General features: G+C 60.7%; 14 protein-coding genes and 1 tRNA gene. 12 read left to right on the top strand and 3 right to left on the bottom strand.

Going from position 1 to position 20796, the window contains the following annotated elements; translation table 11 throughout:
- Positions 1 to 6: 6 nt before the first annotated feature.
- Complete coding sequence (locus tag J3P95_RS02825) at positions 7 to 1233, top strand: multifunctional CCA addition/repair protein (RefSeq protein WP_434578778.1); 1227 nt, start codon at positions 7 to 9, stop codon at positions 1231 to 1233.
- A gap of 41 nt (positions 1234 to 1274) precedes the next feature.
- On the opposite strand, the gene folK is transcribed toward J3P95_RS02825, so the two are convergent.
- Together folK and folB are read right to left on the bottom strand one after the other, a co-directional pair.
- Positions 1275 to 1793, bottom strand: coding sequence for a 2-amino-4-hydroxy-6-hydroxymethyldihydropteridine diphosphokinase (gene folK, locus J3P95_RS02820; protein WP_434578780.1), 519 nt, complete (start codon positions 1791 to 1793; stop codon positions 1275 to 1277).
- Positions 1784 to 2137, bottom strand: a complete 354-nt coding sequence (gene folB, locus J3P95_RS02815) for a dihydroneopterin aldolase (RefSeq protein ID WP_434578781.1) — start codon at positions 2135 to 2137, stop codon at positions 1784 to 1786. The genes folK and folB overlap by 10 nt, the downstream gene beginning before the upstream one ends.
- Before the next feature lie 74 nt (positions 2138 to 2211).
- On the opposite strand from folB, the gene plsY reads away from it, so the two are divergent.
- Positions 2212 to 2781, top strand: a complete 570-nt coding sequence (gene plsY / locus J3P95_RS02810; RefSeq protein WP_434578783.1) for a glycerol-3-phosphate 1-O-acyltransferase PlsY — start codon at positions 2212 to 2214, stop codon at positions 2779 to 2781.
- 8 nt (positions 2782 to 2789) lie between these two features.
- On the opposite strand, the gene tsaD is transcribed toward plsY, so the two are convergent.
- Positions 2790 to 3815, bottom strand: coding sequence for a tRNA (adenosine(37)-N6)-threonylcarbamoyltransferase complex transferase subunit TsaD (tsaD, locus tag J3P95_RS02805; protein ID WP_434578784.1), 1026 nt, complete (start codon positions 3813 to 3815; stop codon positions 2790 to 2792).
- A gap of 199 nt (positions 3816 to 4014) precedes the next feature.
- Between tsaD and rpsU the strand changes: the two genes are divergently transcribed.
- From rpsU to pqqF, 10 genes are all read left to right on the top strand, one after another.
- Entirely contained in the window at positions 4015 to 4230 is a 216-nt protein-coding gene (gene rpsU, locus J3P95_RS02800; RefSeq protein WP_002551877.1) for a 30S ribosomal protein S21, read from the top strand.
- Positions 4231 to 4709: 479 nt separating this feature from the next.
- Positions 4710 to 6668, top strand: coding sequence for a DNA primase (gene dnaG / locus J3P95_RS02795; protein WP_434578785.1), 1959 nt, complete (start codon positions 4710 to 4712; stop codon positions 6666 to 6668).
- Between the two features lie 67 nt (positions 6669 to 6735).
- Positions 6736 to 8583, top strand: coding sequence for an RNA polymerase sigma factor RpoD (gene rpoD / locus J3P95_RS02790; protein WP_434560554.1), 1848 nt, complete (start codon positions 6736 to 6738; stop codon positions 8581 to 8583).
- A 124-nt stretch (positions 8584 to 8707) separates the two neighbouring features.
- Positions 8708 to 12451, top strand: coding sequence for an EAL domain-containing protein (locus J3P95_RS02785; RefSeq protein WP_434560552.1), 3744 nt, complete (start codon positions 8708 to 8710; stop codon positions 12449 to 12451).
- A gap of 15 nt (positions 12452 to 12466) precedes the next feature.
- Positions 12467 to 12543 (top strand) — tRNA-Ile (locus J3P95_RS02780).
- 115 nt (positions 12544 to 12658) lie between these two features.
- Complete coding sequence (locus J3P95_RS02775) at positions 12659 to 15097, top strand: sulfite exporter TauE/SafE family protein (protein WP_434581308.1); 2439 nt, start codon at positions 12659 to 12661, stop codon at positions 15095 to 15097.
- A gap of 44 nt (positions 15098 to 15141) precedes the next feature.
- A complete protein-coding gene (locus J3P95_RS02770) occupies positions 15142 to 15603 on the top strand; it encodes an Lrp/AsnC family transcriptional regulator (protein WP_434560550.1) in 462 nt (153 codons plus the stop codon).
- 166 nt (positions 15604 to 15769) lie between these two features.
- Entirely contained in the window at positions 15770 to 17452 is a 1683-nt protein-coding gene (locus tag J3P95_RS02765) for a flavin monoamine oxidase family protein (RefSeq protein ID WP_434560548.1), read from the top strand.
- A 12-nt stretch (positions 17453 to 17464) separates the two neighbouring features.
- Positions 17465 to 18259 (top strand): carbon-nitrogen hydrolase family protein, encoded by a 795-nt coding sequence (locus J3P95_RS02760; RefSeq protein ID WP_434578788.1) that lies wholly within the window; start codon positions 17465 to 17467, stop codon positions 18257 to 18259.
- Between the two features lie 48 nt (positions 18260 to 18307).
- Positions 18308 to 20749 carry a pyrroloquinoline quinone biosynthesis protein PqqF gene (gene pqqF, locus J3P95_RS02755; protein ID WP_434578790.1) on the top strand — a complete coding sequence of 814 codons (2442 nt, stop codon included), beginning with the start codon at positions 18308 to 18310 and terminating at the stop codon, positions 20747 to 20749.
- Positions 20750 to 20796 lie beyond the last annotated feature (47 nt).

The following is a 20796-nucleotide window of genomic DNA, read 5'->3' as shown; positions in this document are numbered from 1 at the left end:
TTTTTTATGCAGATCTACAAAGTCGGCGGCGCTGTTCGCGATCGCCTGCTGGGCATTCCCGTCACCGACATCGACCGGGTCGTGGTGGGCGCCACCGCCGAGGAAATGCTTGCCAAGGGGTTCCGCCCTGTAGGGGCTGATTTCCCGGTGTTTCTCGATCCAGAGACTGGCGAGGAATATGCCCTCGCCCGCACGGAGCGCAAGAGCGGCAGGGGCTACGGCGGCTTCGTGTTTCATGCCAGCCCTGAAGTGACGCTTGAAGAAGACCTGATCCGCAGGGACCTGACGATCAACGCGATGGCCGAAGACGATCAGGGCAATCTCACCGATCCCTACCACGGCCAACGCGACCTCGAAGCACGCCTGCTGCGCCACGTTTCCCCCGCGTTCGCAGAGGATCCCCTCCGAGTGCTGCGCGTTGCCCGCTTCGCTGCGCGTTATGCCCCGCTGGGTTTCAAGGTGGCGGACGAGACGCTTGAACTGATGCGCCAGCTCAGTGATTCCGGCGAACTGGAGGCGTTGACGGCGGAACGCAGCTGGAAAGAAATTTCCCGCGCGCTGATGGAAAATCAACCACAAGTGTTCATTCAGGTCTTGCGCGACTGCAACGCCCTGAGCATCTTGATGCCGGAGGTCGACGCGCTGTTCGGCGTGCCACAACCTGAAGCTCACCACCCGGAAATCGATACCGGCGCTCACACGCTGAGCGTGCTGGAACAATCAGCCCTGCATCAACAACCGTTGACTGTGCGCTGGGCTTGCCTGCTGCATGACCTGGGCAAAGGCCTGACCCCGGAGCATGAATGGCCACGACACATTGCCCATGAGCACAAGGGCCTGAAGTTGATCAAATCCGTCAACGAGCGCTTCAAGGCGCCTCGCGACTGTCAGGAATTAGCATTGCTGGTGGGCCAATATCACACCCATGGCCATCGCGCGCTCGAACTGAAGGCGTCTACGCTGCTGGAGCTGCTGCAAAGTTTTGATGTGTACCGCCGGCCTCAGCGCTTCGAGGAATTCATCGCGGCCTGCGAGATGGATGCTCGTGGGCGCAAGGGCTTGGAGGATCGAAGTTACCCACAGGCGGATTATTTGCGAGGTGCAGCAACGGCGGCTCGAGGCGTGGCAGTGCAGCCACTGCTGGAGAAAGGCTTCGAAGGGCCGCAGTTGGGCGAGGCGATCAAGCGGGAGCGCCTGAGGGCGTTGAAGGTCTACAAGGAAGCAGTGAGCTGACGGGTTTTCGAGTCAGCTCGCTCGCAATGACGGACGGCACCTCACAGCAGATGGCCTGGCGTAAGCTGTTGGCCTCGCCATTCGAAAGCCACCGGCGCAAGCACTTGGTCAATCTGCGATTCATCCCAAAGGGTGGCAAAGCTTTTACCTACGCCAGGATGAATCCGATTCGGTGCGATCAATGACAAAGGCCACAAGACAAAAGCGTTCTTGAGAATTTCGGCGCGCGGCAGGATCAATCCATCGAAATTGCCGACCTGCTCGCCATACAGCAGCACGTCGATATCCAGTGGCAAGCCCTTGCGATCCGGCGCGTAACGACCATTGTCGGCCTCGATGAACTTGAGGCGACGGTCCAGCTCCATTAGCGGAAGGTCGGTGAACGCCGACACGACGAAATTGAAGAACGGCCCGCTCTTGATACCCACTGGCTGACTTTCGAACACGGCCGAACAGCGCATATCCACGAGAAAACCGGCCAGCGCTTCAAGCCCCGCGCACAAATGGGTTTCACGCTCGATATTGCTGCCGAGCCCGAGAAAAACCTGTGTCAGCGACATCCGCGCTCGATCTCCACGCCAACGCCGCTGGCCGCCGGTACGGCGCCTGGCTTGATCACTTTCAGGCGCAGCCAGGTGATCTGGAACTCTTCCATGAGCGCCTGGGCCAGTCGTTCGGCAAACGTCTCGACCAGTTGGAACTGCGCCTGCTCGGCAAATGCCTGGATACGCGAGGACACGCTGGCATAGTCGAGCGCCAGGGTCAGGTCGTCGCCCGCGGCAGCCGGGCGGTTGTCCCAGGCGAAGCTCAGGTCAAGCCGCAAACACTGTCGGATGCCTCGCTCCCAGTCGTAGGCACCGATAACCGTGTCGACTTCCAGGCCTTCGATAAACACTCTGTCCAAGCACTTTTCTCCGCAGCACGACAAGGGCGCATTGCCCCGTTAGAATCAGGGCGTCCTCGCCCGGAATGGTTAGCATGTTTTGGTTACTGGCGATCCTCGCCTACCTGCTCGGCTCACTGTCCTTCGCCATTTTGCTCAGCCGCCTGACCGGTCGTCCGGATCCGCGAATGAGTGGCTCAGGCAATGCCGGCGCCACCAACATGCTGCGCCTGGCCGGACGTAAACTTGCCGTCCTGACCCTGCTGGGCGATCTCTGCAAAGGCTTGTTCCCGGTACTGGTCGCCAGCCTTGCAGGACTCTCGTTGCAGCAGCAGGCCTGGATCGGCGTCTGCGCGGTCATTGGCCATTTGTTTCCACTGTACTTTCGCTTTCGCGGCGGCAAGGGTGTCGCCACCGCTGCCGGCATGCTGCTGGGCCTGTATCCCCCCGCCGCACTGCTTGCCGTTCTCACTTGGCTGCTGACTTTCTATCTGACCCGCACCAGCTCCCTGGCCGCGCTGATCGCAACGCCGTTGACCCTGCCGCTACTGGCGTGGCAGGAACCGGCGGCCTTGCTGCCAATGACGGCGCTGGTTGCGTTGATCGTCTGGCGTCATCGGAGCAATCTACGCGACCTGTTCGCCGGGCGCGAACGGCATTTCTAAACGGTGCTTCACAGCGGTGACAACTGCTCCATGGGCCAACGTGCCTGCACACTGATCGCTAAGCTTTCATGTTGGCCCGCCTGCAGCCGCTGGCAACCGGCAAAGGCGATCATCGCGCCGTTATCCGTGCAGAACTCCGGCCGGGCGTAGTAAACGTCGCCATTCATGTCACCGAGCATTTTTTCCAGGGATAGCCGCAAAGCCTTGTTCGCACTCACGCCGCCGGCAATCACCAGGCGCTTGAGCCCGGCCTGTTTCAAGGCGCGCTTGCACTTGATGGTCAAAGTCTCTACCACGGCCTGCTGGAACGCCAGGGAGATGTCGCAACGGGCTTGTTCACTGTCGTCCCCGGCGTTGACGCACTGCTGCCATGTATTGAGCGCAAAGGTTTTCAGGCCGCTGAAGCTGAGGTCCAGGCCGGGTCGATCACACATCGGACGTGGAAATACGAAACGTCCTTCTAGCCCCTGGGTTGCCAGCCGTGCGATCTCCGGTCCGCCAGGGTAATTGAGGCCCATCATCTTCGCAGTCTTGTCGAAAGCTTCACCGGCGGCATCGTCGAGCGATTCGCCCATGAGCGCGTATTGGCCGATTCCATCCACACGGACCAACTGCGTGTGACCGCCTGACACCAACAAAGCGACGAACGGAAACTCCGGCGGTTGAGGCTCCAGCATCGGCGCCAGCAAATGGCCTTCCATGTGATGTACACCCAGCGCCGGAATGCCCCAGGCAAACGCCAGCGCCTGGGCGCAGGACGCGCCAACCAGCAGCGCGCCGACCAGGCCGGGGCCGGCGGTATAGGCGATGGCGTCGATCTCCGTCGGCACGCAGCCCGCCTCGGTCAAGACCTGGCGGATCAAGGGCAGCATGCGCTTGACGTGGTCGCGGGAGGCAAGCTCAGGCACCACGCCACCGTAGGCTCGATGCAAGTCGATCTGGCTGAACAGCGCATCGGCCAGCAGGCCGCGCTCACTGTCGTAGAGTGCGACGCCGGTTTCGTCGCAGGACGTTTCTAATCCCAGTACTAGCATGGGTTTGCGCCTTGTAGAGGCTGAATTCGAAGGCGCGCATAATAGTCGCCGCGTTGTGCCCCGACCAGCGGTTTTCGATCAGAGGCTTTGCATTCCGAGCGATGAGGGGTTAACATCCGCAACCCTTAAAAACCGACGTCTTCAAGTGCTCTTTTGCCGCGAGGATGTTGACCCCGGTAATGAATGAAGGTAGCTCTGGATGCCAGCCGTCAAAGTAAAAGAGAACGAACCCTTCGACGTAGCTCTGCGTCGTTTCAAGCGCTCCTGCGAAAAAGCCGGTGTTCTGGCTGAAGTTCGTAGCCGCGAATTCTACGAGAAGCCGACTTCTGAGCGTAAGCGCAAAGCAGCAGCCGCTGTTAAGCGTCACGCCAAGAAAGTTCAGCGCGAACAGCGCCGCGCCGTACGTCTGTACTAATACACAGACGTCCGTAGCAAGCTTCTGCCTAGCCCGGCCCTCAAGCCGGGCTTATGGCATTTGCGGAAACCGCTTGATGCTTTACTCGTCAAAGCCGCAGACGCGACCTAGACAACCCGCTTCACCGCGTCAGACCTGGCTCTTTTGCCAGCGGTGCACGTCTTTTCTGACGAGCCTTCCAAGGCTACTGACGAGCACACCCTGATTCCTCTAACGACGATCAGCCCAAGGCACCTGCTTGCGTGCCCGCTTGATGAGCTATCCGAGGCCAGATCGGCCGTTACCGGACTCAGCGCAACACATTCACATGGTCGAATACTGATAGCCATTAACGTCAGTGGATAATCGGCAGATACACTTCCCGACAGCAGTGATGCAGACGACCCGGTCGAGCCAACGCCTTACCGTGCCTCAGACCCAGGAACCGATGACGCCCTGCTGTTTCGGACCTTATTTCGCGCAGTGATGATGAGAACGCCATGGCCGGGCTAATTCCCCAGAGCTTTATTGACGACCTCCTGAACCGCACCGACATCGTCGATGTGGTCAGTTCTCGCCTGCAAATGAAGAAAGCAGGCAAGAACTACACAGCCTGCTGCCCGTTTCACAAAGAAAAAACCCCGTCCTTCAGTGTCAGCCCGGACAAACAGTTTTATTACTGCTTTGGCTGCGGCGCTGGCGGCAACGCTCTCGGCTTCATCATGGACCACGACAACCTGGAATTCCCCCAGGCCGTCGAAGAATTGGCCAAAGCCGCAGGCATGGAAATACCCCGTGAGGAAAGCGGCCGACAGCAAAAGCCGCGCCAACCCACCGACTCACCGCTCTACCCGCTGCTGACGGCGGCAGCCGATTTTTACCGCCAGGCACTCAAAAGCCATCCGGCCCGCAAGGCCGCAGTGGATTACCTCAAGGGCCGCGGCCTGACCGGCGAGATCGCCCGGGACTTCGGCCTCGGCTTCGCCCCGCCCGGCTGGGACAATCTTTACAAACATCTGAGCAGCGACACCTTGCAACAGCGCGCCATGATCGACGCCGGCCTGCTGATTGAAAACGCCGAGACCGGCAAGCGCTACGACCGCTTCCGCGACCGAGTGATGTTCCCGATCCGCGATTCACGCGGACGAATCATCGCCTTTGGCGGCCGTGTGCTGGGCGACGACAAGCCCAAGTACCTGAACTCCCCGGAAACCCCGGTTTTTCATAAAGGCCAGGAACTCTACGGCCTCTATGAGGCACGCAAGAACAACCGCAACCTCGACGAGATCATCGTCGTCGAGGGCTACATGGACGTCATCGCCCTGGCTCAACAAGGCCTGCGCAACGCTGTCGCGACCCTGGGCACGGCCACCAGCGAAGAGCATATGAAGCGCCTGTTTCGGGTCGTGCCCAGCGTGCTGTTCTGCTTCGACGGCGACCAGGCCGGCCGCAATGCCGCCTGGCGCGCACTGGAAGCGACGCTACCTTGCCTGCAGGACGGACGACGCGCGCGCTTCTTGTTCCTGCCCGAGGGCGAAGACCCGGACACCCTGGTGCGCTCCGAAGGCACCGATGCGTTCCGGGCGCGAATCAACCAACATGCGCAACCGCTGGCCGATTACTTTTTCCAACAACTGACCGAGGAAGCCGACCCGCGCTCGCTAGAAGGCAAGGCCCACATGGTGACCCTGGCGGCACCGCTGATCGATAAAGTCCCCGGCGCCAACCTTCGGACGCTGATGCGTCAGCGGCTGACCGAAATCACCGGCCTCAACAGCGAAGCGATGAACCAGCTGGTCCACAACGCCCCCCAAGAGGCGCCGCCAGCCTACGATCCGGGCGTCGATTACGACGCGATGCCAGATTTCGCCGACTATCATCAACCTCAGCAGGACTACGCGCCCGCCCAGGATTGGACGCCCAAGAAGCCCGGCAGCGGCGGCAAGAAATGGGACAAGAAACCCTGGGACAAGAATGGCAAGCGGGGCGATCGCGACCAGCCACGTGCCCCGCGCGTGCCGGCCGCCGTCGAACCACCAACACTGGCCGCCCTGCGCACTTTGCTCCACCACCCGCAATTGGCTGAAAAAGTCGAGGACGCCGGACACTTCGCCGCCGAGGACCACAGCAACACACAATTGCTGATCGCACTCCTTGAAGCTGTGCAGAAGAACCCCAAGCTAAACTCATTCCAGTTGATCGCACGGTGGCATGGTACCGAGCAGGGGCGCCTGTTGAAGGCGCTGGCCGAAAAGGAATGGCTGATAGACGGAGAGAACCTTGAACAACAGTTTTTCGACACCATTACTAGCTTGTCCGCCCGCCAACGCGAGCGAAACCTGGAACAACTTCTGCGCAAGGCTCGCCAAAGCGAGCTGACCAGCGAAGAGAAAAATCAACTGCGTGATTTACTCAGCCGCAATGTTTGCGCATCAAACCCGACCTCAACTGGCGCGTGAGGTCACAGCTCAGGTATAATCCTCGGCTTGTTTTTTGCCCGCCAAGACCTTCAGTGGATAGGGTGTTATGTCCGGAAAAGCGCAACAGCAGTCTCGTATCAAAGAGTTGATCCTATTGGGTCGTGAGCAGGGCTACCTGACTTACGCGGAGGTCAACGACCACCTGCCGGAGGATATTTCAGATCCGGAACAGGTGGAAGACATCATCCGCATGATCAATGACATGGGGATCAACGTATTCGAGGTTGCTCCAGATAAGGATGCCCTTATGCTGGCCGACGCCGATACCGACGAGGCGGCCGCTGAAGAAGCGGCCGCAGCGTTGGCAGCGGTCGAGACCGACATTGGTCGCACCACGGACCCCGTGCGCATGTACATGCGCGAAATGGGTACGGTAGAGCTCCTCACGCGTGAAGGCGAAATCGAAATCGCCAAGCGTATTGAAGAAGGCATCCGCGAAGTGATGGGCGCAATCGCGCACTTCCCTGGCACGGTCGACCATATTCTCTCCGAGTACACCCGCGTCACCACCGAAGGTGGTCGCCTGTCCGACGTTCTGAGCGGCTATATCGACCCGGACGACGGCATCGCGCCGCCTGCCGCCGAGGTTCCGCCACCGATCGACCCGAAAGCCGTCAAGGCCGACGACGAGACCGATGACGACGAAGCCGAAGCCAGCGACGACGAAGAAGAAGCCGAAAGCGGTCCGGATCCGGTCATCGCTGCGCAGCGTTTCGGCGCCGTGGCCGACCAGATGGAAATCACCCGCAAGGCGCTGAAAAAGCATGGCCGCTCCAACAAGCAGGCGATCGCCGAGCTGTTGGCGCTGGCCGAGCTGTTCATGCCGATCAAGCTGGTGCCCAAGCAGTTCGAAGGCCTGGTCGAGCGCGTTCGCAGTGCCTTGGATCGCTTGCGTCAGCAAGAGCGCGCGATCATGCAGCTTTGCGTTCGTGATGCCCGTATGCCGCGTGCCGACTTCCTGCGCCAGTTCCCGGGCCATGAAATCGACGAAAGCTGGACCGACGCACTGGCCAAAGGCAAGAGCAAATACGCCGAAGCCATTGCTCGCCTGCAGCCGGACATCATCCGTTGCCAGCAGAAGTTGAGCGCGCTGGAGGCCGAGACCGGCCTGAGCATCGCCGAGATCAAGGACATCAACCGTCGCATGTCGATCGGCGAGGCCAAGGCCCGCCGCGCGAAGAAAGAGATGGTCGAAGCGAACTTGCGCCTGGTGATCTCCATCGCCAAGAAGTACACCAACCGCGGCCTGCAATTCCTCGACCTGATCCAGGAAGGCAACATCGGTCTGATGAAGGCGGTGGACAAGTTCGAATACCGTCGCGGCTACAAGTTCTCGACCTATGCCACCTGGTGGATCCGTCAGGCGATCACTCGCTCGATCGCCGACCAGGCCCGCACCATCCGTATCCCGGTGCACATGATCGAGACGATCAACAAGCTCAACCGCATTTCCCGGCAGATGTTGCAGGAAATGGGTCGTGAACCGACCCCGGAAGAGCTGGGCGAACGCATGGAAATGCCTGAGGACAAGATCCGCAAGGTATTGAAGATCGCCAAAGAGCCGATCTCCATGGAAACCCCGATCGGTGATGACGAAGACTCCCATCTGGGCGACTTCATCGAAGACTCCACCATGCAGTCGCCGATCGATGTCGCCACCGTTGAGAGCCTCAAGGAAGCGACTCGCGAAGTACTCTCCGGCCTTACAGCACGTGAAGCCAAGGTACTGCGCATGCGCTTCGGCATCGACATGAATACCGACCACACCCTTGAGGAAGTCGGTAAGCAGTTCGACGTGACGCGTGAACGGATTCGTCAGATCGAAGCCAAGGCGTTGCGCAAACTGCGCCACCCGACGCGAAGCGAACACTTGCGTTCGTTCCTCGACGAGTGACCTTCAAACCCCCGGCCCTGCCGGGGGTTTTGTTATGTGCAGATAAAACGTCCTTCGCTGCCACCCCCTCCCTATTGCCCGTCTACACTCGAAACATCCTCCCCAAGCCATGACGAGACCGTAGATGCCCAGACTGACGGCCGCGCTTTTGCTGTCACTGATGACCTGGACCGCAACGGCCGGCGCGTTGACGCTTACCGATGAAGAACGCCGCTGGCTCAAGGACCATCCCGACCTGCGCCTGGGTGTCGACGCCTCATGGCCGCCGTTCGAATTTCGTGACGACCAAGGCCGCTACCAGGGCTTGGCTGCCGATTATGTTGAAATCATCCGCGAGCAGCTGGCCGTTACGCTTACGCCCATCGAACCTGTCAGTTGGACCGTGGTGCTGGAACAGGTTGCGCAGGGCAAGATCGATCTGCTGCCCGGCATCATGTCCACCCCCGAACGCCAGAACTACTTGGCATTCACGCGCCCTTACCTTGATTTTCCGATTGTCATCCTTGCCCATCACGGCGGCGCCCAACCGCGCAGACTGGAAGATCTTTACGGGTTGAAAATCGCCGTGGTGGAAAACTATGCCCCCCATGAACTGTTGCGTAACCATCATCCCGACCTGAACCTGGTTGCGCTGCCCAACGTCAGCTCGGCCTTGCAGGCGTTGGCGACCGACAAAGTGGATGCCGTGGTGGGCGACTTGGCATCCAGTGTCTGGAGCCTGCGCCAACTCAAGCTCGACGGGCTCTACGTGAGCGGGGAAACGCCTTATCGTTATCAGCTGGCGATGGCCGTCCCGCAGGAAAACAGCATACTGGTGGGCATCCTGGACAAGGTCATGGCGGATATGTCGCCAGCCGAAATCGCTGAGATCCAGGAAAAATGGATCGGCAACGTACGCGATTATCGGCGGTTCTGGTCGGACCTGCTGGTCTACGGCCTGCCAGGACTACTGCTGCTGGTCGGTATTCTGGCCGTGGTGATTCGCATCAATCGCCGCCTTAGCTCGGAAATCGCCCGACGCGTCGATCTCGAACAAGAGCTGCGCAGCAGCGAATACCATTATCGCGGATTGGTCGAGAGCCTTTCGGCTATTGCTTGGGAAGCCAGGGTCAGCGACTTTACCTACAGTTATGTGTCGCCCCATGCCGAAGAGCTGCTCGGCTATCCCCTCGCCCATTGGCTCATTCCGGGCTTCTGGCGCAACATCATTCATCCGGCCGATCTCATCCGCGCCCAGACTTATTGCGATCACGAAGTGCTCGCCGGTCGCGACCATTGCATCGATTACCGGGTGATCACCGCTGACGGTCGCTGTTTGTGGGTACGGGACATTGTCAGCCTGATCAAGCATGGCCACGAGCCGTTGATGCGCGGATTGATGATCGACATCAGCGAAGCCAAGCACACCGAGGAAGCGCTGCGCCTTTCCGAGCAAAAGTTCGCCTCGGTGTTTCGCCAATGCCCGGACATCCTGGTGATTGCACGGCTGCATGACGGCTGCCTGCTGGAAGTCAACAAAGCCTTTGAAGAACAGATCGGCCTGACTGCCGCGCAAGTCGTGGGCAAAAGCGCCACCAACCTGGACATCTGGGGTATACAGGGCGTTGGCCCTGGTCTGCTGCTGCGCTTGCAGGCCGGGAGCATTCGCAACCTTGAAATGCCCTTCCGGCGAAATAATGGCCAAGTCTTCACCGGGCTGATTTCCGCCGAACCCTTCGATCTCGACACGACGCCCGCCCTGGTCGTGGTCGTGCGAGACATCAGCCAGCTCAAGGAAACCCAACAGCAGCTGCAAACCTCCGAAGAGAAGTTCGCCAAGGCTTTCCATGCTTCGCCCGATGGCCTGTTGCTGTCCCGGCAGAGCGACGGGCTGCTGATTGAAGTCAACGACGGCTTCAGCCGCATTACCGGCTTCAACAGCGCATTGTCGGTCGACCGTTCCACTCTCGACCTGGGCATCTGGGTCGATCTCAACGAACGCAAACAGATGCTCGACCTGTTGCAGCGAGACGGTTTCGTGAGGGATTTCAGCTGCCATATCCGCCGCAACGACGGGCAGATCCGGCTCTGCGAAGTGTCCAGTCGCCCCCTGCCCATCGGCAACGAAGACTGCATGCTGACCATCGCCCGGGATATCACCGAACGCCACTTCATGCAGGAAAAACTGCAACAGGCCGCCACGGTGTTCGAGAGCACCGCCGAGGGCGTATTGATCACCGACACGCAACAGCACATCAGCGCGGTGAACCGAGCCTTCACCGAAATCACCGGCTATAGCGAAACCGAAGCCCTGGGCCATACGCCTCGTTTGCTGGCGTCCGGCCTGCATGACAGCGCGTTTTACGCCGCGATGTGGCACCAACTGACGGCCGAGGGCCACTGGCAGGGAGAAATATCCAACCGACGCAAGAACGGCGAGCTGTATCCCAGTTGGCTGACCATCAGCGCCGTGCGCAACCAGGAACAGCACATCACCCACTTCGTCGCGGTTTTTGCCGACATCTCCAGCCTCAAACACGCCCAGGCGCGCCTCGATTACCAAGCGCATCACGACCCGCTTACCGGCCTGCCGAATCGCACCTTGTTCGAAAGTCGTTTGCTGACAGCGCTCAACAACCAGCAGGAGAACGGCGGCCAGGGCGCGGTATTGTTCCTTGACCTGGATCGTTTCAAGCACATCAACGACAGTCTCGGACACCCGGTCGGCGACCTGCTGCTCAAGGGCATTGCCGTGCGCCTGCGTGAGCAGCTACGGGATATCGACACCGTCGCGCGCCTGGGTGGCGATGAATTCATCATCCTGCTGCCCGGCCTGCAACAGCCCAGCGATGCCGAGCATATCGCCCAAAAACTCCTTAGCTGTTTTGGCGCGCCTTTCCAGGCGGGTGAACATGAGTTTTTCATCAGCGCCAGCATCGGCACCAGCTTGTATCCGCAGGACGGCTGCGACGTCGCCACGCTGGTCAAGAATGCCGACGCGGCGATGTACCGTTCCAAGGCCAAGGGCCGCAACCGGGTGGAAAGCTACACCCGCGACCTCACCGCCCAAGCCAGTGAGCGCGTGGCGTTGGAACACGAACTGCGACGAGCGATAGAGCGCAACGAGTTGTCATTGTCTTTCCAGCCGAAGATCAGCCTCATCGACAACCGGCTGGTGGGCGCCGAAGCGCTTATTCGCTGGACTCATCCAACGTTTGGCGACGTACCGCCTGAGCATTTCATTCCGCTGGCCGAAGAAAACGGCATGATCCTGCAGATCGGCGACTGGGTGCTCGAAACCGCCTGCCGGCAACTTCATGAGTGGAACAGCAGCCACGACAGTCTCGGCCCGCTGTCCGTAAATTTGGCGGGGGTCCAACTGCGCCAACCCAATCTGTTGGGCCGCATCGAGCAGCTATTGCGGGAAAACCATCTTGAGCCTGGCTTATTGCAACTGGAGATTACTGAAAACTTCATCATGAGCCAGGCCGAGGAAGCCTTGGCGGTGCTGCACCAACTGAAAAAACTTGGCGTGCAACTGGCCATCGACGACTTCGGCACGGGTTATTCCTCCCTCAGCTACCTCAAGCGCTTGCCACTGGACATCCTCAAGATCGACCAGTCCTTCGTCCGCGGCCTGCCCGATGACCCTCACGATGCGGCCATCGTCCGGGCAATTATCGCCCTGGGCCGGAGCATGCAATTCACCATCATCGCCGAAGGCGTCGAAACCTTGGCCCAACAGCAATTCCTCGCTGAGGAAGGCTGCGAACAAATCCAGGGCTACATCGTCAGCCTGCCCCTGTGCGCCGAAGAGTTCGCCGCTACGTTTCTGCATGTGACCGTATCGGATTATTCGGATAGCACAGCCGAGAAACCGTCGCTATAATCCGCGGCCTACTGAGGGCCTATAGCTCAGTTGGTTAGAGCAGAGGACTCATAATCCTTTGGTCCACGGTTCGAGTCCGTGTGGGCCCACCAATTCGAAAGCCGCGCATTGCGCGGCTTTTGTCATTCCAGGGCGTGGAAAATCCAACCCACGCCATCGTTTTTTTTTGCCTTCACTCACTTACAATCGAAAATTCCCACGCCCCCCATCGAGACGCCCATCATCGCCAGCCCCAGCCTGTCCCGACTCTTCCTCGAACTTTTCTGGCAACTCAGCATCCTGGTGGTGCCAGCCTTTTTTGTCACGATACTGCCGCCCCCGCTGGCTTTGCTGGCGGTGGTGTTCCTCGGATTGATGATGGGACTCGCTGCGCGACTGGGTTTCTCTGCGGTGGGACGAGGCGTTGCCCGGCTGACAGTCGGGGCAGTGTTTGGCCTGGGTTTCAGCCTGGGTCGAGCGTTGCCTGAATGGTGGGGGATTTTGGTGGCGATTGTCGGCATCGTGGCCGGGCTCGCTTGCGTCAGTAGCTGGGAGCGGCGCCTCGGATTGGCGCCAGCGTCGGCGCCCAAGAATGGTCCGAGCGCCTGGGGTGGAAACGAGCCGCAGCTGACGCCCGAGGGCGAGCCGATCCGGGTGTTCAACCACGGCGAAATCGCCATGGGCGGCCCTGTCTGTTGCGACTATCTGTTTCCCGATGGCGTGCTTTTGCAAGGGCTCGGTGCTTCGGCGGTGTTTTCCAATGACGGCCGTTACTTTGCAGCGCCCGTGCCGTCCCGGCAGGAATGGGGGCTGGTGGTCCTCGACCGCCAGCAACGCAAGGTATACCGCTGTGCCGACAGCGAGTTCTGGGAGCTGGACGTCATGGACCTCGAGCAGTTGAGCGGCCGCCATAGCCCACTGGTGGACAACAGCGTGCGCCAGGCCCGGTTGGATGAGCTGCTACAAACCGCCGAGGTGACTGACCTGATTCCCGTCGCGGACCTTTGGCTGGAGCCTGGCTGGCATCCGGACAATATCGCGCACACCTTCGCGCGATCCTCTGCCGATGGGCGACACTGCCTAGAGGGCCACATCTTGTTGCCCTCGACCTTTCGCGATCTGGACCAACCGCTGGAGCCGTTGTACTCGCCGCGCTATGCCGTCAGCGTCAACGGGCAACCGTCCGGGCTGGCGATGGCCGGCGATGCGCCGTTGATATGGGGCACCGATCACCGCACCTTGGTGTGCCTGGCCCGCGAGCAGGCCAACGATGCAGAGGGCGACCAGTATTGGCTATGGCAACTGGACAGCGGCTGGCGCGCCCTGCCCTCACCTTGGGTAAGCGCCGCCGCCGAGCCTTCTTTCTACTGGCATGACGTGTTGAGCCTCGATGCAAGCCATGTGCGTATCGGCGCGTACCTCGACTATCCGCGCCCGGGTTCCGGCCGGTATGGCTACCGCCTGGACAGTATCCACAGCGATACCGAGGCCCAGACCGGTCATGACGCCCAAGGTCGGGTGCAGGTCGCCGAATTCAAACTGACCCGCATGGCCATTGTGATGCCGTTGGACAGCCAGGGGCGGCGAGGCGACTCGTCCATCGAGACGCAACCTTTGCTGGACGGAGTAAGGGCTCGCCTGACCTGGCTTTGCGACAATCGCGAAGGGCTGGGTGGTTATCGCTGCCAGATCGGAGAATGGACCTTGCCGGGGAGCTGGTTCCTGGATCACCGGGTCTCTGATTGCGGGCGCTACCTGGCGCTGCTGCCTTTTGAAGAGTCGTCGAAGATCGCCACCCATGGGGTGGTCGCGGACGTGCAGGGCCGGCGTCTTCTGCAGGGTCCCGCGATGTGGGTAGAGCGAATACTCGATTTTCGTGATGGACGGTTGAGTCTGGCGGTGATCGCAGGTCGTCTTGATAACGACGTGGAAACCACTCCGTTGCAGCGCTTCAGCGTCGCCGCGCCAGCGATCGGCAACGACTCGTCTTTCTTTCGTCCTGACGAGCGAACCCGGCTTTTTTACGAGACGATGCAGTTGCAGCCGAAAGATTGCCAATTGAACCTCGTCGCCCCGTGGCGCCTGGTCGATCGCCCGCAAGCGGCCACCGCCGACGGCGACTTCATTCAGCCCGCGCCAAATCATCAGGATGCCGCCTGGCTGTTCGGCAGCGAGACGGAATACGCCGACAGTTGGGTGCGTGCCGGTACGCCCCGTCTTGGAGGGCATCTGCTGACGGCGTCAGGTTGCGCGCTGGTTGACCTGGCGCCCTCGATGATCTGGTCGGCGGATGGCCGTTACCTGGCCCTGACCCGCATGGCAACCGACGTGACAGAACAGTGTGGAAGCTACCGGGGCTGGCAACTGCTGCTGCTTGATGTCCAGGACCGCACGGTGCGGGTTCATCCGCAATGGCTGGGCAATCGACCGTTGTTCGAGGGCTTTGATGAAAGTCAGCTGCGAATACGCTGTTTCGAGCGGGAATGGGAAGCGCAAGACACTGAAGACCCGGGCTCGGTGCAGGCGTTCTCGCTGGACGTTTTGCTGCAAGCGCCCATCGAACAGCTGGTCTGCCAGGACGGTTTCTGGCTCAACGCTTCGCAAACGCAGCGGGCAGCGGCCTGGCAAGCGCTGGCTTTACCTGCCATTGGCTATTTCGAGCGCTAGAGCCTGTAACATGCCCGACTTTGATGCTAGCGCCGGAGCCGACCGTGACTGACACCCGCCCCCTCGTCCTCGACGAAATCGATCGCCAGTTGATCGCGGCGCTGCAAATCAATGCTCGCGAAAGCGTCGCCATGCTCGCCCGACAATTGGGCATTGCCCGAACGACGGTGACGTCACGGCTGGCGCGGCTGGAAAAAACCAACGTGATCACCGGGTATGGCGTGCGCCTGGGGCAACGAGTGATCGATGGCGGCTTGCAGGCTTACGTTGGAATCAAGGTTCAACCGCGCTCCGGCAAGGAAGTGCTGCGACGCTTGAGCGCCATGGCTCAAGTCCAGCAATTGTGTGCGGTCAGCGGCGAATTCGATTACGTGGCGTGGCTGCGCACGGACTCGCCGGAGCAACTGGATCAGTTGCTTGACCAGATCGGCGGCGTGGACGGGGTTGATAAGACCACCACATCGATCATTCTCAGCAGCAAGATTGATCGGGGCCAGCCGGTCTGAAGCCTGATTCGTCATTAACGATCACCGCGACGTCATAATGACGTAAACCCGCTAAAAACAACGACACATTGCGTCTTATTAACGTGTTTCACCCTCTCTAGAATGGCTGGCATCTTTCCTATACTCAGACGCTCACGCCGCGTCGAGCCGCCCATCAAGGTCAGCCATGAACAAGAACAATCGCCACCCCGCAGATGGCAAGAAGCCCATCACCATTTTTGGACCGGATTTTCCGTTCGCCTTTGACGATTGGATCGAACACCCGGCCGGCCTCGGCGCTATTCCCGAGCACTACCACGGGGCCGAAGTGGCGATTGTCGGGGCCGGCATCGCTGGCCTGGTGGCGGCTTATGAGTTGATGAAAATGGGCCTCAAGCCTGTGGTCTATGAGGCCTCGAAGCTGGGCGGGCGCCTGCGTTCCCAGGCGTTCAACGGCGCCGACGGCATCGTAGCCGAGCTGGGTGGTATGCGTTTCCCGGTGTCGTCCACGGCGTTTTATCACTACGTCGACAAGCTGGGCCTGGAGACAAAACCCTTCCCCAACCCGCTGACCTCGGCCTCGGGCAGCACTGTGATCGATTTGGAAGGCCAGACCTATTACGCCGAACGCATGGCTGACCTCCCCGCGCTGTTCCAGGAAGTCGCCGATGCCTGGGCCGATGCGCTGGAGGCCGGCTCGCGCTTTGGCGAGATCCAGCAAGCGATCCGCGACCGCGACGTGCCACGCCTCAAGGAACTGTGGAACACTCTGGTGCCACTGTGGGATGACCGCACCTTCTACGACTTCGTCGCTACCTCCAAGGCCTTCGCCAAGCTTTCGTTCCAACACCGCGAAGTGTTCGGCCAGGTCGGTTTCGGCACCGGCGGCTGGGACTCGGACTTCCCCAACTCGATGCTCGAAATCTTCCGCGTGGTGATGACCAACTGCGACGACCATCAACATCTAGTGGTTGGCGGGGTGGAGCAGGTACCGCATGGGATCTGGAAACACGTGCCGGAGCGCTGCGCGTATTGGCCGCAAGGCACCAGCCTGAATTCGTTGCACCTGGGCGCGCCTCGTAGCGGCGTGAAACGTATTGCACGGGCCGACAACGGTCGGTTCAGCGTGACTGACGTCTGGGGCGACACGCGTGAATATGCCGCCGTGCTGGTGACTTGCCAGACCTGGCTGTTGACCACCCAGATCGAGTGCGAGGAAGCGCTGTTCTCGCAAAAAATGTGGATGGCCCTGGACCGCACCCGCTATATGCAGGCGTCAAAGACTTTCGTGATGGTCGACCGGCCATTCTGGAAGGACAAGGATCCGGAAACCGGCCGCGACCTGATGAGCATGACGCTCACCGACCGCCTGACCCGTGGTACTTACCTGTTCGACAACGGCGACGACAAGCCAGGGGTGATTTGCCTGTCCTACTCCTGGATGAGCGATGCGCTGAAGATGCTCCCGTATCCCGTGGAGAAACGCGTGAGGCTGGCACTCGATGCCCTCAAGAAAATCTATCCGAAGGTGGACATCGCGGCGCGGATCATTGGCGATCCCATTACCGTGTCCTGGGAAGCCGATCCGTATTTCCTTGGCGCATTCAAGGGCGCCCTGCCCGGCCACTACCGTTACAACCAGCGCATGTACGCGCATTTCATGCAGGACGACATGCCGGCCGAACAAAAAGGGATCTTTATCGCTGGCGACGACGTCTCATGGACACCCGCCTGGGTTGAAGGCGCGGTGCAGACCTCGCTCAATGCCGTGTGGGGAATCATGAAACATTTCGGCGGTGAAACTCACCCCGAGAACCCGGGTCCAGGTGATGTGTTCGACGAAATCGGTCCCATCGCCCTGCCCGAATAAAAGGAGTTTTCGATGCGCGTAGCCCTTTACCAATGCCCACCACTGCCGATGGACCCGGCCGGCAACCTGCAGCGCCTGCACCAAGTCGCGCTGGAAGCCAGGGGCGCCGATGTATTGGTGCTGCCGGAAATGTTCCTGACCGGCTACAACATCGGCGTCGATGCGGTGAATGTACTGGCGGAGGTCTACAACGGCGAATGGGCGCAGCAGATTGGTCGAATCGCCAAGGCGGCCGGCCTGGCGATTCTCTATGGCTATCCTGAACGCAGCGCAGACGGGCAGATCTACAACGCCGTCCAACTGATCGATGCCCACGGCGAACGCCTGGCGAACTATCGCAAGAGCCACCTGTTCGGCGACCTGGATCATACGATGTTCAGCGCCGGCGACGCGGCGCTGCCAATCGTGGAGCTCAACGGCTGGAAGCTCGGTTTCCTGATCTGCTACGACTTGGAATTCCCGGAAAATGCCCGGCGCCTGGCCTTGGCCGGCGCCGAGTTGATCCTGGTGCCGACCGCCAACATGCAGCCCTACGACTTCATCGCCGACGTCACCGTGCGTTCGCGGGCTATCGAGAATCAATGCTTCGTCGCCTACGCCAATTATTGCGGCCATGAAGGCGAATTGCGCTATTGCGGCCAAAGCAGCATCGCCGCACCGGACGGCAGCCGCCCTGCCCTGGCGGGGCTGGACGAGGCCTTGATCGTGGGCGAGCTGGATCGCCAACTGATGGAAGACTCCCGCGCCGCCTACAACTATCTGCATGACCGTCAGCCAACGCTTTACGGCGACTTGCATAAACACTGACCCGAACGAATCCGCTAGCATGAGCAGATCTTTTTCCTGGAAATGCTCATGCTGGCCGCCGATTCCCTCCATCCTCACACTGAAACCCTGGCCCACGGCCTGCAGGTGACATTGCGTCATGCCTGCGGCCTCAAACGCTGCGCAGCGGTGTTGCGCGTGGCGGCCGGCAGTCACGATGCGCCTGAGGCCTGGCCGGGATTGGCGCACTTTCTCGAGCATCTTTTCTTCCTAGGGACAGAGCGCTTTCCCACAGGTCAGAACCTGATGGCCTACGTGCAGGGCCACGGCGGGCAAATCAACGCACGCACCAGCGAACGCACCACCGATTTTTTCCTTGAACTCCCCCCCGCTGCCCTGGCCGGCGGGCTGGAGCGGCTGTCGGACATGCTCAGTCATCCGCGCCTGGACGAAGAGAGCCAGTTGCGCGAGCGGGAAGTACTGCACGCTGAATTCATTGCCTGGTCCCAGGACACAGCGGCCCAGCGACAGGTTGCCCTGCATGACGGCTTGTCGGCCGCTCACCCGCTGCGAGGCTTCCATGCGGGCAATCGCGACAGCCTGGCGGTGTCACAGCCTGAATTTCAAACGACACTGCACGGTTTATATCGGCGTTTCTATCAGAGCGGGCAAATGACCTTGAGCCTGGTCGGCCCGCAAGGCATCGAGGCCTTGCGTACGCTGGCCGCCACGTTTGCTGAAAGCGTTCCTGCGGGTAAAACGGTGGACAGGCCATTGCCGCCGCCACTCATGGAGACCTCCGAGGCCAGTTATCAACGCGCTCGTGCGGGCGGTCGGGACATGCTGTTTGCCTTCGAGCAACTGCCGGTCGCCTCGCCCCAAGCCCTGGACTTCCTGTGCCATTGGCTGAACACCCATAAACCGGGCAGCTTGTTGGCGCTGTTGCGCCAGCGCGGCCTGGCCGACAGCCTCAAGGCCACACCGCTGTACGAATTTGCCGGCCAGGCATTGCTGCGCATCGAACTCAAGCTCGACAACGGCCAGATACCTGCCGATATCCAGCCATTGCTGCGCGATTGGCTGGGGTTCGTTGCCGCCCACGATGACTGGGCGCCGTTGCGCAAGGAATTCACCGCACGGCTGCAACGTCGTCAACAGACGGCAACAGCCCTGCAACTGGCTCGCGGGGACAGCGAAGGACGCGACGGCCCCCTGTCGGAAAACGACTTGATGCGGCTCAGGGCAATCCTCACGCAATTGCACCCGGTGGAAAACGTCGTCGGGCCATGGCAGTTGCCGCCGCCCAACCCGTTCCTGCAAACCGCCAGCGAGCCGCCCCCCGCCGGCTTGATACGCGGCCAAACCAGCGCCCACCGTGGATTGCGCACGTTTGCACAGGACCGTAGCCGAGGCCGGCGGGAACGCTCGCCCATGCAGTTCAGCCAGGCGCTGGCGGATGACACCCGTGAAAGTGCGGTGTATTTGCGCTGGCGCTTGGCGTCTCAGGCGCCGCTCGCTCTTCAGTCCAGGCTCGATCAGCATCTGGCGGACTTGCACGAAGACGCCCAGCAGGCCGGCGTGGACCTTGTCCTTGAACCTTGCGGCAATCAATGGCTGCTGAAAATGGTTGGCTTGCAGGCGCCGATGCCGCTGGTACTCGAGCACCTCCTGACGAAGCTTGGACAACCGCTGCCCCCCGCCCAGCCCGACAGCGACACACCCTTGATACCGATTCGGCACTTGTTGAAGGCGTTGCCCAATCATTGCCGGCCGAATGTCCAAAACCCGGCGTTACCACGGCCCGACAGCGATCAAGGTGTCTGGGCGAGCGCCCATTGGGATGGCTTGGCCATCGGTCTCTCGGCCGCTACCCAGACCGCGATGGGCCCTGCGCTGGCCCGGGTTCCAGGCATCGCCAGTGAGGACGACACGCCAGCCTTGGTGCAATCCCACGGCTGCGTCTGGAACAGGCTTGAGACCCAGGGCGACGAACACGCCGTTTTGCTGTTTTGTCCCACACCGACCCAGGACTTGTCTGACGAGGCCGCGTGGCGATTGCTGGCCCAGCTCTGTCAGACGCCGTTTTACCAGCGCCTGCGAGTTGAGCTGCAATTGGGCTATGCCGTGTTCAGTGGCTTGAAGCAAATCAACGGCCAGACGGGCTTATTGTTCGGTGCCCAATCCCCCAGCGCCTCGGCAGCGCAGCTGATTGCTCACATGGAGCGATTCCTGGGCGAGTTGCCGGCGCTGATCGAACAGCTCGATGATTCAAGCCTGGCCAGCCAGCAGCAAGCGCTGGCCCGTCAGCTCGATAGCGCCGTGCTGCCCTGTGCACAAGCGGCGGAGTTGCTCTGGCAAGGCAAATTGGCCGGACGTTCTTCGGACTATCTGCAACTGCTGGCCGATGCCATCGTGCAGATGGAACGCGAGCCATTGATAAACGCGGCCCACCGCTTGATCAACGCGCAAGGAGGGCGTTATTGCCTCAGCAACGAGCCGTCTCCGGGAGCCCCTTGGCAAGCGGCGCGGTGATCATTGCAGCCCGTGCAACGAGCTTTCTCAAAGAATCGCGGCGAACG

This window comes from Pseudomonas sp. Z5-35 (assembly GCF_051131945.1).
Lineage (GTDB): Bacteria > Pseudomonadota > Gammaproteobacteria > Pseudomonadales > Pseudomonadaceae > Aquipseudomonas > Aquipseudomonas marvdashtae.
The sequence above is the reverse complement of the archived record's forward strand: the minus strand, read 5'-3'. Positions and strand labels throughout refer to the sequence as shown.